The organism is Achromobacter sp. SLBN-14 (assembly GCF_006715415.1).
Taxonomy (GTDB): Bacteria; Pseudomonadota; Gammaproteobacteria; order Burkholderiales; family Burkholderiaceae_B; genus Achromobacter; species Achromobacter mucicolens.
This window is the reverse complement of record NZ_VFNE01000001.1, coordinates 1,915,693-1,928,425: the sequence shown is the minus strand read 5'-3', so window position 1 is coordinate 1,928,425 and position 12,733 is coordinate 1,915,693. Positions and strand designations below refer to the sequence as shown.

Annotated in this window: 14 protein-coding genes and 1 riboswitch; of the genes, 7 read left to right on the top strand and 7 right to left on the bottom strand. The window is 66.6% G+C overall.

Annotation, left to right across the window (positions count from 1 at the left end; all coding sequences use genetic code 11):
• Nucleotides 1-67 precede the first annotated feature (67 nt).
• The 4 genes from FBY20_RS08795 to FBY20_RS08780 all read left to right on the top strand — a co-directional run bounded on the left by FBY20_RS08795 (nucleotide 68) and on the right by FBY20_RS08780 (nucleotide 4,228).
• The gene (locus FBY20_RS08795) at nucleotides 68-823 is read left to right on the top strand and encodes a GntR family transcriptional regulator (RefSeq protein ID WP_142051515.1); all 756 of its coding nucleotides are present in this window, start codon (nucleotides 68-70) and stop codon (nucleotides 821-823) included.
• A 111-nt stretch (nucleotides 824-934) separates the two neighbouring features.
• Nucleotides 935-1,016: riboswitch (SAM riboswitch) on the top strand.
• On the top strand, nucleotides 1,006-2,262 hold the full coding sequence (locus FBY20_RS08790; protein WP_172802147.1) for a homoserine O-acetyltransferase: 1,257 nt from the start codon (nucleotides 1,006-1,008) through the stop codon (nucleotides 2,260-2,262). Its footprint overlaps the riboswitch before it by 11 nt.
• Nucleotides 2,259-2,873 (top strand): methionine biosynthesis protein MetW, encoded by a 615-nt coding sequence (metW, locus tag FBY20_RS08785; RefSeq protein WP_056327562.1) that lies wholly within the window; start codon nucleotides 2,259-2,261, stop codon nucleotides 2,871-2,873. Before FBY20_RS08790 ends, metW begins: the two co-directional genes overlap by 4 nt.
• A gap of 107 nt (nucleotides 2,874-2,980) precedes the next feature.
• On the top strand, nucleotides 2,981-4,228 hold the full coding sequence (locus tag FBY20_RS08780) for a muropeptide transporter (RefSeq protein ID WP_142051512.1): 1,248 nt from the start codon (nucleotides 2,981-2,983) through the stop codon (nucleotides 4,226-4,228).
• 64 nt (nucleotides 4,229-4,292) lie between these two features.
• Here the strand turns inward: FBY20_RS08780 and FBY20_RS08775 are convergent, their stop codons facing one another.
• Nucleotides 4,293-5,156 (bottom strand): universal stress protein, encoded by an 864-nt coding sequence (locus FBY20_RS08775; protein ID WP_142051509.1) that lies wholly within the window; start codon nucleotides 5,154-5,156, stop codon nucleotides 4,293-4,295.
• A 223-nt stretch (nucleotides 5,157-5,379) separates the two neighbouring features.
• On the opposite strand from FBY20_RS08775, the gene FBY20_RS08770 reads away from it, so the two are divergent.
• A complete protein-coding gene (locus tag FBY20_RS08770; protein WP_056327560.1) occupies nucleotides 5,380-6,018 on the top strand; it encodes a trimeric intracellular cation channel family protein in 639 nt (212 codons plus the stop codon).
• A 151-nt stretch (nucleotides 6,019-6,169) separates the two neighbouring features.
• Nucleotides 6,170-6,841: a GntR family transcriptional regulator gene (locus FBY20_RS08765; RefSeq protein WP_056327559.1), complete on the top strand. Its 672-nt coding sequence runs from the start codon at nucleotides 6,170-6,172 to the stop codon at nucleotides 6,839-6,841.
• Between the two features lie 22 nt (nucleotides 6,842-6,863).
• Here FBY20_RS08765 and FBY20_RS08760 read toward each other — a convergent pair whose 3' ends face one another.
• Genes FBY20_RS08760 through FBY20_RS08745 form a run of 4 tightly spaced genes read right to left on the bottom strand, consistent with a single transcriptional unit; the run spans nucleotide 6,864 to nucleotide 9,824 of the window.
• Nucleotides 6,864-7,631 carry a LamB/YcsF family protein gene (locus FBY20_RS08760; protein ID WP_056327558.1) on the bottom strand — a complete coding sequence of 256 codons (768 nt, stop codon included), beginning with the start codon at nucleotides 7,629-7,631 and terminating at the stop codon, nucleotides 6,864-6,866.
• 13 nt (nucleotides 7,632-7,644) lie between these two features.
• Nucleotides 7,645-8,637 carry a biotin-dependent carboxyltransferase family protein gene (locus FBY20_RS08755; protein ID WP_142051504.1) on the bottom strand — a complete coding sequence of 331 codons (993 nt, stop codon included), beginning with the start codon at nucleotides 8,635-8,637 and terminating at the stop codon, nucleotides 7,645-7,647.
• Nucleotides 8,634-9,368 (bottom strand): 5-oxoprolinase subunit PxpB, encoded by a 735-nt coding sequence (gene pxpB / locus FBY20_RS08750; protein ID WP_142051501.1) that lies wholly within the window; start codon nucleotides 9,366-9,368, stop codon nucleotides 8,634-8,636. Before pxpB ends, FBY20_RS08755 begins: the two co-directional genes overlap by 4 nt.
• A gap of 24 nt (nucleotides 9,369-9,392) precedes the next feature.
• Nucleotides 9,393-9,824, bottom strand: a complete 432-nt coding sequence (locus FBY20_RS08745; protein ID WP_056327555.1) for a VOC family protein — start codon at nucleotides 9,822-9,824, stop codon at nucleotides 9,393-9,395.
• A 145-nt stretch (nucleotides 9,825-9,969) separates the two neighbouring features.
• Here FBY20_RS08745 and FBY20_RS08740 point away from each other — a divergent pair, with 145 nt between their 5' ends.
• Entirely contained in the window at nucleotides 9,970-10,845 is an 876-nt protein-coding gene (locus FBY20_RS08740; protein WP_142055858.1) for a LysR family transcriptional regulator, read from the top strand.
• Between the two features lie 97 nt (nucleotides 10,846-10,942).
• Here FBY20_RS08740 and serA read toward each other — a convergent pair whose 3' ends face one another.
• Nucleotides 10,943-12,142: a phosphoglycerate dehydrogenase gene (serA, locus tag FBY20_RS08735; RefSeq protein ID WP_142051497.1), complete on the bottom strand. Its 1,200-nt coding sequence runs from the start codon at nucleotides 12,140-12,142 to the stop codon at nucleotides 10,943-10,945.
• 109 nt (nucleotides 12,143-12,251) lie between these two features.
• On the bottom strand, nucleotides 12,252-12,710 hold the full coding sequence (locus FBY20_RS08730; RefSeq protein WP_142051494.1) for a DUF411 domain-containing protein: 459 nt from the start codon (nucleotides 12,708-12,710) through the stop codon (nucleotides 12,252-12,254).
• Between the last annotated feature and the right edge of the window lie 23 nt (nucleotides 12,711-12,733).

Sequence of the window (12,733 nt, the reverse complement as noted above, 5' to 3'; positions counted from 1 at the left end):
TTAGATGACTTGAGCGGGCGGCCGTTGCGCCGCTACACTGGAGGTCCTTGATTTTTGCGATGCACCCATGAACACCAGCCTGTCACCGACTGTGCCTTTGGGCAGTCCCTTGTACGAACAGGTCAAGCAGGCCGTGCTTGCCGCGCTGGCGCAAGGCGAGTGGAAGCAGGGCGAGGCGATTCCTCCGGAAAAGCATCTGGCCGAGCGGTTCGGCGTGTCGATCGGCACGCTGCGCAAGGCCATCGACGAGCTGGCCGCCGAGAACATCCTGGTGCGGCATCAGGGGCGCGGCACCTACGTTGCGGTGCATACGCGCAACCATCACTTCTTCAAGTTCTTCCGCATCGTCGGGCAGGACGGCAGCAAGTCCTATCCCACCACGGAACTGCTGCGCTTTCGCCGCGTGAAGGCCTCTGCGGTGGCGCGCGAAAAGCTGGCGCTGCCCGCAGGCGCGTACGTTTTCGAGTTCCTGAATGTGCTGTCGCTCAACGGCGACGTGGTAATGGTTGACGACGTGTGCCTGCCCGAATCGCGCTTTCCGGGGCTGCTGGAAGCGCACCTGCGCGAGCGCACCAGCACGCTCTACGCGCTGTACCAGGACCTGTTCGGCGTCAACGTCATCGCCACCGACGAGCGGCTGCGGACCTGCCTGGCCGAGCGCACGCACGCGCGCTGCCTGGGCGTGGCCGAAGGCAGCGCGCTCCTGGAAATCCGCCGCATCGCGTTTTCCTATAACCGCCAGCCGGTGGAATGGCGCGTGTCGCGCGTGAACACCGAACGCTACGAGTACCTGGGACAGGAACCCTGGGAGGCCGGCGCCTGAGCCAGCCGCGAGGGGATTGCCGTCTTGCGCGCCGGGGCAATGCGCAGTTGTCGCGGCCCGTGGGGCTTGCTGCCCGTGCGCCAAGCAGTGCTAGAATTCCTGCCGCACTATCCAATTTTCGGCGCCGATTTGCCTGATCCGCTTGCGGGCGCCTTCCAATAAATCCAGCTAAAGAGGTCCGTATGACCACTCCTGCCCAGAATTTGGCCGGTGATTCGGCCAGCGGGTTTGTTCCCGCAACCGTCACGACGTCCGATACCGTTGATCCCGGTTCGGTCGGCCTCGTCTCCCCCACCTTCATCCGTTTCGATGAGCCGCTGCCCTTGCTGAGCGGCCAGTCGCTGGCGTCGTACGAGCTTGCGGTCGAAACCTACGGCACGCTCAATGCGCAGCGCACCAATGCCGTGCTCATCTGCCACGCGCTCAATGCCTCGCACCACGTGGCGGGGCAGGCCGCCGACAATCCCAGCGACCTGGGCTGGTGGGACAACATGGTGGGACCCGGCAAGCCGGTGGACACCAACATCTTCTTCGTGATCGGGGTCAACAACCTGGGCTCGTGCTTCGGCTCGACCGGGCCGGCCAGCATCAATCCCGAGACCGGCAAGCCCTGGGGCGCCGCGTTCCCGGTGCTGACGGTCGAAGACTGGGTGCGGGCGCAGGCGCGGGTGGCGGACCACTTCGGCATCGAGCGCTTCGCGGCCGTGATGGGCGGATCGCTGGGCGGCATGCAGGCCCTGAGCTGGTCGATCACCTTGCCCGAGCGCGTGGCCAACTGCATCGTCATCGCCAGCACGCCGCGCCTGTCGGCGCAGAACATCGGCTTTAACGAAGTGGCCCGGCGCGCCATCATCACCGACCCGGATTTCCACGGCGGCGACTACTACGCGCAGGACACCGTGCCGCGCCGCGGCCTGTCGGTCGCTCGCATGATCGGCCACATCACGTACCTGTCCGACGACGACATGGCCGAGAAATTCGGCCGCGCCCAGCGCGCGCCCGCCGAGAACGGCGCCTACCGCTACGGCTACGACGTCGAATTCGAGGTGGAGTCGTACCTGCGCTACCAGGGCGAAAAGTTCACGCGTTATTTCGACGCCAACACCTACCTGCTGATCACGCGCGCGCTGGACTACTTCGATCCGGCGCGCACCACGGGCGGTGACCTGGCCCGTGCGCTGGCGCCCGCCAAGTCCAACTTCCTGCTGGTGTCGTTCTCGACCGATTGGCGCTTTCCGCCGGAACGGTCGCGCGAGATCGTGCGCGCGCTGCTCAAGAACGCCAGCCCCGTCACGTACGCCGAAATCGACGCGCCGCACGGCCACGACGCCTTCCTGCTCGAAGACGCCCGCTACCACGCGGTCGTGCGCGGCTACTACGAACGCATCGCACGCGAGCTGGGCCTGGAGGCTCAGTTGACCGAAGGATCTTCCGAATGACTCCCGTGACCCCTCGCTATGCCCACGGCGCGCTGCGGCCCGACCTGGCGCGCATCGCCAGCTGGATCGAACCGGGCAGCCGCGTCCTGGACCTGGGCTGCGGCGACGGCGCCCTCCTGGCGCATCTGCGCGATCATCGCCAGGTCAAGGGCGCCGGCGTCGAGCTCGACGACACCTGCGTGATCGCCTGCGTGCGCCGCGGCGTCGAGGTCATCCAGCAGAACCTGGAAGACGGCCTGGCGCTCTTTGACGACAAGCAGTTCGACACTGTCGTGCTGTCGCAGACGTTGCAGTCCATGCACCGCACCGAACACATCCTGCGCGAAATGGCGCGGGTGGCGCGTTACGGCGTGGTGTCGTTTCCCAACTTCGGCTACTGGCCGCACGGCTGGGCCATCCTGCGCGGCCGCATGCCCGTGACGGGGCAGATGCCCTACCAGTGGTACAACACGCCCAACATCCACCTGTGCACGCTGCGCGACTTCGAACAGCTGGCCGGCGAAGTGGGCCTGCGCATCCTGGAGCGCGCCACGTTCAACGAAGGCAAGGAAGTGAAGGCGTTTCCCAGCTGGCGCAGCACGCTGGCGGTGTACCGCTTCGCATCCCCCTGACATTCCGACACGCATCCTCCTGACGGCACGGGGCAACAGGCCCTAAAATGCCGGCACGCCCGCGGCCAGCACCTGCGACGCCGCCGGCCTAGTCTCAGGAGACCGTCATCACCGCTGTATCCAACGTCTACACCAGCCCGCGCGTTGCCCCCTTGCTGGTCCTGGGCTTTGCCAGCGGGCTGCCGCTGGCCCTGACCAGCGGCACATTGCAGGCCTGGGCCACCGTCGAAGGCGTGCCGCTGCAGGAAATCGGTTTCCTCACCCTGGTAGGCACGGCCTACACCATCAAATTTCTCTGGGCGCCGCTGGTGGACCGTTTCGCGCCGCCGCTGCTGGGCCGGCGACGCGGCTGGATGCTGGTCACGCAGGTGCTGCTGGCGGCGGCGATCCTGGCGATGGGCGCGCTGTCGCCGTCGTCGGCGCTGATGCCGCTGGCGCTCTTGGCCGTGCTGGTCGCCTTTCTTTCCGCCACGCAGGACATTGCCTTCGATGCGTATTGCACGGACGTGCTGCGCAAGGAAGAACGCGGGGCGGGCGCGGCCATCAAGGTCATGGGCTACCGGCTGGCCATGATCGTGTCGGGCGGCCTGGCGCTCATCATGGCGGACCAATGGATCGGGTGGGGCAACACCTACATGGTGATGGGCGGGCTGATGCTGCTATGCGCGCTTGCCACGCTGTGGGCGCCCGAACCCGAACACGTCGCGCGCGCGCCCCGCAGCCTGCGCGAGGCGGTCGCCGAACCCCTGCATGAATTCTTCACGCGCCGCGGCGCGCTGTCGGTGCTGCTGCTGATCGTGCTGTACAAGCTGGGCGACGCGTTCGCCGGCGCGTTGTCCACCACCTTCCTCATCCGCGGCGCGGGCTTCACGCCCACCGAAGTGGGTACGGTGAACAAGGTGCTGGGACTGGCGGCGACGATCATCGGCGCGCTGGCGGGCGGATCCCTGATGGCGCGGTGGGGGCTGTACCGGTCGCTGATGGCCTTCGGACTCTTGCAGGCGGTGTCGAACCTGGCGTACTGGCTGATCGCCGTCAGTCCGAAGAACCTGTGGCTGATGGCCACCGGCGTGGGCATTGAAAACCTGTGCGGCGGACTGGGCACGGCGTCTTTCGTGGGCCTGTTGATGGCCCTGTGCCGCCAGCGGTTCTCGGCCACGCAATTCGCGCTGCTGTCGGCGTTGTCAGCCGTGGGGCGCACCTACCTGGCCGGGCCGCTGACGCCGCCGCTGGTCAATCACCTGGGGTGGCCGGGGTTCTTCCTGCTGACGGTGGTGATCGCCATCCCGGGGCTGGTGCTGCTGAAGGTCCTGCGCGGCACGATCGACACCATGGAAAAGCAGGGCGACGCGTAGCGCGTAAGTTGAAGGCAGGCCAAAAAAAGGCGGCGCATGAGCGCCGCCTTTTGCTTGGCCAGGATTACTCTTCGCCGCTCAGCCGCACGATCAGCACGTCGCTGGGCAGGGATTCCAGCAGCCGTTCGGCCACGCTGCCGATGGCGGTGCGCAGGATGCCGGTGCGGCCATGGGTGCCCGTGACGACCAGGTCGGAGCGATGGTTGAAGGAGTAATCGGCCAGCACGGTTTCGGGCTGGCCGGCTTCCAGCACCACCTTGGTCGGGCGGCCCTTGGGCAGTTCGGGCGTTTCGGCGATGAAGCGCTCGGCGCACTGTTCGGCGGTTCGGTACAGGTTGTCCACAACCGCGTCGTCAGGCTTGGTCACGCCCTGGAACGGCACTTCGTAGGCGTTGAACAAGGTGATGTCGGCATTGGGCACCAGTTGCAACGCGGCGCGCAGCGCCTGGCGCGAGCCGTCCGAGAAATCGGTGGCGACCAGCACGTCGCGGTAGGGGCGGCGCGGACGGTTCTTGACGACCAGCACGGGTTGGCGCGCCTGGCGGGCCAGTTTTTCGACGGTGGTGCCCAGCAGCAGCCGGCCCAGCGTTTCCTGGCGGGCAATGCCGGCCACGATCAGCGAGCAGCCGAAGGCGTCGGCGGTTTCCATGATGCTGGCGACGGGATCGCCCTTGGTGACGACGACTTCGGCGGGCACGTTGGCGGCGGCCACGTCTTCGGCCAGTTCACGTTCGACGAGGGCCTTGTGGTCGGGCGACAGGCGGCGCCATACCGGCGTGGTGAGCGGCGTGGCATGGGATTCCATGACATGCAGCATGATCAGCTTGGTGTTCAGTTCCTTGGTCAACTGCAAGGCGCGGTCGAGGGCTCGGTCGCCGCGCGCACTGAGGTCGGTGGCCAGAAGGATGGGGCCAACTTGCTGTGTCATACCTAATCTCCCGGTTACGGCCAGAGAGGCGGCTCCCGCGTCCGCGCTGCCTGGCCCAATAGCGCCCGGTCGGGCACGTCTCCATTGTCTCGCCGCGAAACGAGATGGGGCTTGATCGCAATCAACACAGCTCCGAGGGTACGGGATGATGCGCGCGCAGGCAATGGCGCGCCCGCCGGCAAGGCTCAATACAATGAGGCCTGCCAACGCTACCGCCCAACCCATGTTCACCGATCTTTCGCCCGCCCTGCTGCACACGCTGTACCTGGTCGCCATCGTCGCCGAAGCCATGACGGCGGCCCTTTCGGCGGGGCGGCGCGACATGGACTGGATGGGCGTCTGCATCATCGCGTGCGTGACGGCGCTGGGCGGCGGTTCGTTGCGCGACGTGCTGCTGGGGCACTATCCGCTGACGTGGGTCGTGCATCCCGAATATCTGTGGATGACGGGCGGTGCGGCGATCCTGACCGCGCTGATCGCGCCGGTCATGCGCCGGCTGCGTAGCGTGTTCCTCTTGGCCGATGCGCTGGGGCTGGTGGCTTTCACGGTGATTGGCTGCCAGGTCGCGCAGATGATGCAGCTGCCGATCACAGTGGTGCTGATCAGCGGCATGATCACCGGGTGCGCCGGCGGGGTGCTGCGCGATGTGCTCTGCAACGAGGTTCCGCTGCTGTTCCGCAAGGAGCTGTACGCCAGCGTGTCCCTGGTGACCGGCGCGCTCTATCTGGGCTCGATGGCGCTCGGGCTGTCGGCCAATGCGTCGGTGCCCATCGCGCTGGCGGCGGGCCTGACCATGCGCCTGATGGCCCTGCGCTTCAATTGGCAAATGCCCAAGTTCGTCTACCGCGACGACTGGCACTGATTCCCCGCATCCTCAGACAACGCCGTCCGTCGCGGGCAGGCACACGGCCGTCTTTTGAGAGTGAAACATTATTTCTACTTGTGTTTCAAGAGATTTCGAGTATCTTGTCACGGTCTCATGTCATGCGTAGTCGCAGTAAAAGGGGAGCCGATTGGACGTCAAAGCGCCCGCCACGATTCCGTATTTCCTACAGGAACAGATTCGTGAGTTGATAGTGAACGGCACTATCCGGCCAGGACAGCCGTTACGGGAACAGGAACTGGAGCAGCGCTTCGGCACCAGCCGCAGCCCCATCCGGGAGGCGCTGCGTCTGCTGGAGCTGAGCGGCCTGGTCACGCACATCCAGCGCAAGGGCTTCCGGGTCACGCTCTATACCGAAACCCAGATCCGCCATCTGTACATGCTGCGTGCGGAGCTGGAGGCGTATTGCATCCGGCAGGTCGCCGAGATGCCCGATGTCGGGCCGCTGGTGGCCGAACTTGGCACGTTGCACGAGGCCATCGTCGCCGCGATGGGCCGTCAGGACGCGCGCGGTTTCATCTCGGCCTCGCGCGACTTCTATCTGGCCGCGGCGCGCTACACCGGCAACGCGCCGTTGACCAGCATGCTCAGCAAACTGTACGAACAGATCGAACCGCTGGGCTACATGCTGGCCCGGCAATCGCTCGAAGCCAACACGATCCCGTCCTACACGGAAGGCATCATCCAGGCGCTCGGCAGCCGCGATTTCGACCGCGCGGCCGGACTGACCCGCAAGTACGTGGTGGAAGTGCTGCCGGAGATCCTGGGCGCTTACCGCGAGGCGTCGCTGGACGCCGCGTAGGAAGAGGCCTGCGCCCGGGCCTTCAAGCCCGGGGCGGCGTGCGCACCTCGATGCCGGCCTGCGTCAAGGCGCGGCGGATGCCGTCGGCAAAGACCAGCGCATTGGGCTGGTCGCCGTGAATGCACAGGGTGTCGGCCTGCACCGGCACATCCTTGCCGTCAACCGACCGCACCAGGCCTTCGCGCGCCATGCGCACGACCTGTGCGACCGCGACGTCCACGTCCTCGATCATGGCGCCCGCGCGCGTGCGCGGCGTCAGCGAGCCATCGTCCTGATAGGAACGGTCCGCGAAGACTTCGCTGGCGCACGCCAGGCCGATGGCGCGGGCCGCGTCGATCAGCTTGCTGCCGGCCAGTCCGTACAGGATCAGCGATGCATCCACATCCTTGACCGCCTGGCAGATCGCCTTTGCCAGCGGCTCATCCTTGGCCGCCATGTTGTAGAGCGCGCCGTGCGCCTTCACGTGATGCAGGCGGGCGCCTTGCGAGGCCGCGACACCCGCCAGCGCGCCGATCTGATAGACGACGATGTCGTAGGCCTCGTCCGGGCTGATCTGGATGACGCGGCGGCCGAAACCGGCCAGGTCCTGCAAGCTGGGATGGGCCCCCAGCGCAACGCCCCGGGCCAGCGCGGCGGCCACCGTCTTGCGCATGGTGGCCGGATCGCCGCCATGGAAACCACAGGCAATGTTGGCCGAGCTGACGTACTGCAGCACGGCCGCGTCGTTGCCCATGGTCCAGGCGCCATAGCTTTCGCCCATGTCGCAGTTCAAGTCGATGCGGGTGGTCATGGCGGTTTCCTTTCTAGTTCAGCAGCGCGCGCAGCGGCGCAAGCGCATCGTGCAACTGCGCAAACGCGCGTTCGCGCTCGCCGTCCAGGCGCTGCGCCTCGTCCAGCTCGATCCGCTGGAAACGCAGCACCTGGCCGGGCGCGGACTGGGCCAGCGCGGGCAGGTCCACGGTGGCGATCTGCGCGATCTTGGGATAGCCGCCGGTGGTCTGCCGGTCGGCCATGAGAATGATGGCTTCGCCGCCCGAGGGCACCTGCACCGTGCCAAAGCAGGCGGCCTCGGACAGCATCTGCCGCGGCTGATTCATGGTCAGCGGCCGGCCAAGCAGGCGGTAGCCCATGCGGTCGGACTGCGGACTGATACGAAATTCGGATTCCAAAAAGGCGCGGCGGCTGGATTGCGAGAATTCGGGCCAGTGCACGCCGGGCAGGAAGCGGATGAACTCGCGCTGCTTGTTGCCCAGCGCCGCGGGCAGGTACACGCGCACCTGCCACAGCGCCTTCTGCAAGGCGGCGGTATCGCAGTCCGGCGCCAGCGGACGGCGCAGCGGAACGACGTCGCCCTTCGCCAGTGCGCGCCCCTGAAAACCGCCGAATCCGCTGCGCAGGTACGTGGTCTCGCTGCCCATGACGGACGTCAGCGCAAAACCGCCATGCACGGCCAGATACGCGCGCACGCCCGTTGCGGGCCGTGCCCCGAAGGCCAGCACGTCGCCGGGCCGCGCGATAAGCGGGCGCAACAGGGCAACGTCCTGACCGTTCAGCGTGGCGCCCAGGTCGGCACCGGCCAGCGCAAAACAGGCCGGCGCGTCAAAGCGCAGCGTGGGGCCGGTCAGCGTGATCTCCAACGTGGCCGGGTCGCCTTCGTTGCCCGCCAGGGCATTGGCCAGCCGATGGGCGCGTTCGTCCATGGCGCCGGCCGCCGGAATGCCCTGATGCTGGTAGCCTTCGCGCCCGTGGTCCTGGAAGCTGGACAGCATGCCGGGCTTGATCACCGTCACGCTCATGGCCGGCTCCCCCGGATGCGGTCGAATTCGTTGGGCGTAATTGGCACGAACCGCACCGTGTCGCCGGGCTGCAGGAGGGCCGCCGGTTCCCGCGCGGGGTCGAACATGACGAGCGGCGTGGCGCCGATGATGTTCCAGCCGCCCGGCAGCCGGTTCGGGTAGATCACGGTTTGCCGGTTGGCGATGGCCACCGCGCCGGCGGGCACGGCGGTGCGCGGCGACGGACGGCGGGGAATGTTCAGTTTTTCGTCGTGCACGCCGAGATAGGCGTGGCCGGGCGCAAACCCCAGCATGAACACCATGCTGCGCGGTTCGCTGTGCAACCGGATGACGTCTTCGGGTTTGATGCGCGCCGCGCGCGCGACCTCTTCCAGGTCGGGGCCGTGTTCGCCGCCATAGCAGACGGGGATGTCGACCTCGCGTCCCCCCGCGTCGGCGGTTGGGATGCCTTCGGCAAGCAGGGCCTGGATGTGCTCGGAGAGCGCCGCGTACGTGGGCCCTTCGCCATGTCCGCCCGGCCGGTAGTGCACGGCTACGGCGACGAAGGAGGGCACCACGTCGGTGACGCCCGGCAGCCGCGCGTCGCGCAGCTTGCGGGCCGCCGCCAGACAGGTCCGGCCAATGGCGGCATCGATGCGCTCGCCGAAGGAGACGATCAGGCAGCGGTCACCCTGGGGCAGGATGCGCCAGCGGGTTTCGGCCGGAGAAAGCGAATTGGAATTGACGTTCAACGGCACGAAACCTGTAGTGACGGGTTACTTGGCGAACAACGAATCCATGTTCTTGAACGCCTTGAATTCAAGCGCATTGCCCGACGGATCCAGGAAGAACATGGTGGCCTGTTCGCCGACCTCGCCCTTGAAACGGATGTAGGGTTCGATGACGAACTCGGTGCCGGCGTCGGTCAGTCGCTTGGCCATGGCTTCCCATTGTTCCATGGAAAGCACGGCGCCGAAATGGCGCACGGGCACATTGTGCGAATCGACCGCGCTGGTTGCCTTGTGGCCGCATTCGCTGGGCGCCAGGTGCGCCACGATCTGGTGGCCGTAGAAATTGAAGTCGATCCATTCGGACGAGCTGCGGCCCTCCGGACAGCCCAGCTTTTCGCCGTAGAAGGCGCGGGCTTCGGCCAGGTCCCGCACGGGGAAGGCCAGGTGGAACGGCGGCAGGTTGGTTTGAGCGGACATGCAAGGCTCCGGGTCAGGCAAAAGAGGGTTATTCAGTTCAGCGAACGCCGCAATGTGTCGGCGTTATCACCAGGGCATAGTTTAGGTATTGTTTTTTTTATAGCAAAACGATATTTTTCGAGTCTTAGCATCGAAAAAATTGATTGTGCTCAAGGAATTCAAGACCTTTATTGCCGTGGCGCGGGACGGAACCTTTACCGGGGCCGGTGTCCAGCTTGGCCTGACGCAATCCGCGGTCAGCGCCCAGATCCGGCGGCTGGAGGAATACCTGGGCGTCGAGCTGTTCGACCGCGGTCCGCGCGCGGCGGCGCTCAACGCCCACGGGCGGGACATGCTGCCGCAGGCCGAGGAGCTGGTCGCCATGGCCGAGCGCATGGCGGCCTCGGCGGGCGCCGCGCACGTCAGCGGGCTGCTCCGCATCGGGGCCATCGCCTCCGTGCAGCAGGATCTGCTGGTCCATGCCGTGGGCGAGTTCCGCGCGGTCTATCCCGATGTGCGCGTGCGCATCGTGCCCGGCGTCTCGCTGTCGCTGCTGGGCCAGGTGGACGCCGGCGAAGTGGACCTGGCCGTGCTGATCCGCCCGCCCTTCGCCCTGCCGCCCGAACTGGGCTGGCAGCCGCTGATGACCGAGCCCGTCATGCTGGCCCTGCCCGAATCCATGCCGGTCGCCCCGTGGCGGGAGCTGCTGGCGACCCAGCCCTTCATTCGCTACGACCGCGCCTCATTCGGCGGCCGGGTGGTCGACGTGTTCCTGAAAAAGCACCGCATCACCGTGAACGAGGCCGTGGAGCTCGACGAGATCGAGGCGATCGCGGGGATGGTGCGGCATGGCCTTGGCGTGGCGCTGCTGCCGCGCCTGCGGCGGCTGGACATGACGGATCTGCGGCTGCTGCCGCTGGGCGAACACGCGTTTCATCGCGAGATCGGCATCATCGGCCGGCTGCCGTTCGATGCGGGCAGCGTGCGCGAGAAGATCGCGCAGTGCCTGCACCGGGCGGCGGCTGAGCCGGATGGGGCATGACCCCAGTGGATTGGGCCGGTGTCTGACACCGTTCCAGGCAACTGCCGGGCAATAAAAAGGCCCCCGAAGGGGCCCTTGCTGCCTGGCGCTTGCTGCTTTACAGCCGGTCGCAGCGGACCGTGATCGGGTGATCGCGCAAGGCGGTCATGACGATATCGTCGACCTGGCCTTCCACGTCGGTGATCACGTAGCCGATCTGGCCGCGTGTCTGCAAGGTCTGGCTGACGATGTTCAGGCCGTGCTGCGCCATCAGGTTGTCCAGCGTGCCCAGCGCGCCCGGCGCGTTGCGGTGCACATGCAGGATGCGCGTGCCGCCGGCCTGCTCCAGGAAAGGCAGCTCGGGGAAGTTGACGGCGCCCTTGGTGGTGCCGGCCTGCAGGAAGCGCACGAGTTTTTCGGCCACTTCGCGGCCGATGTTCTCCTGGGACTCTTGCGTGCTGCCGCCGATGTGCGGGGTCAGGATGACGTTGGGCATGCCGATCAGCGGGCTGGCCAGCGGTTCATCGGCGCTCTTGGGTTCGGTGGGGAACACGTCCAGCGCGGCCCCGGCCAGATGACCGGATTTCAGCGCCGTGTGCAGCGCGGCGATATCCACCACGGTGCCACGCGAAGCGTTGATCAGGATCGCGCCACGGCGCATGCGGCCGATGGTCTCGGCGTTCATGATGTTTTCGGTGGACTTGCCGCCGGGCACGTGCAACGTCACCACGTCGGCCTGCTCCAGCAGTTCGTTCAGCGTGCCGGCCGGCCGGGCGTTGCCCAGCGGCAGCTTGGCTTCCACGTCGTGATAGATGACGCGCATGCCCAGGCTTTCGGCCAGCGTGCTGATCTGCGAGCCGATGTTGCCGTAGCCGACGATGCCCAGCGTCTTGCCGCGGGTCTCAAAAGCGCCCGCGGCGCTTTTATCCCAGTGGCCCAGATGGACGCGGGCATTCTTTTCGGGAATCCGGCGCAGCAGCAGGATGGCCTCGCCCAACACCAGTTCGGCCACCGAGCGCGTGTTCGAGAACGGCGCATTGAAGACCGGAATGCCGCGCTGCATGGCGGTGTCCAGGTCGACCTGGTTGGTGCCGATGCAAAAGCATCCCACCACGCGCAGGTCGGGGTTGCCGGACAGCAGGGCGGCATCCAGGTGCGTGCGAGAACGGATCCCCGCCACTTGCACGCCGCGCAGGGCGTCGTGCAATTGCGCCGGCGGCAGAGCCGCGGCATGCGTGACGATATCGGTATAGCCGGCGGCCTCGAAGACGGCGCGGGCGCTCGGGTGGATGTTCTCGAACAGGACGATTTGTGCCATGACTGCCAAGGGGGTGGGTGAGAAACGCTTTTATTTATTGTGGACCATTTTTGCTGCGGTGCAAGGAGTAGCCATTGAAGCGTTGTGGATGAATTGTTTCAGGCCAGCCTTAGCGATAGGCCTGAAAAACCTGGGCGCCGCCACGTTTGTCGACCAGCACCACGTCGTGCGGCGTCTTGCGTCCGCCGTATTCCGGCCCGTCCATGCCGGGCGATCCCAGCGGCATGCCCGGGGCGGCCAGACCCGCTGCGTCGGGCTTTTCCAGCAACAGGCGGCGCACGTCGCTGGCGGGCACGTGACCTTCGACCGCATAGCCATCGACCATCGCGGTGTGGCAGGAACCGTAGTTGGACATGCCGGCGTTGCGGCGGATGGGCCCGGTGTCCTCGACGTCATGCGTGGTCACGGCAAAGCCGTTGTCGCGCATGTGCTTGACCCAATCCTCGCAGCAGCCGCAGGTGGGCGTCTTCCAGACCTCGACTTTCACGGGCGCCTGCGCGGCGGCAATCGCGGGAATGCTGAGGGCCGCGGCAAGGACGAGGCGGCGCGTAAGACGGGAAACGTTCATGATGCTCCGGGGGATAAAGGGGG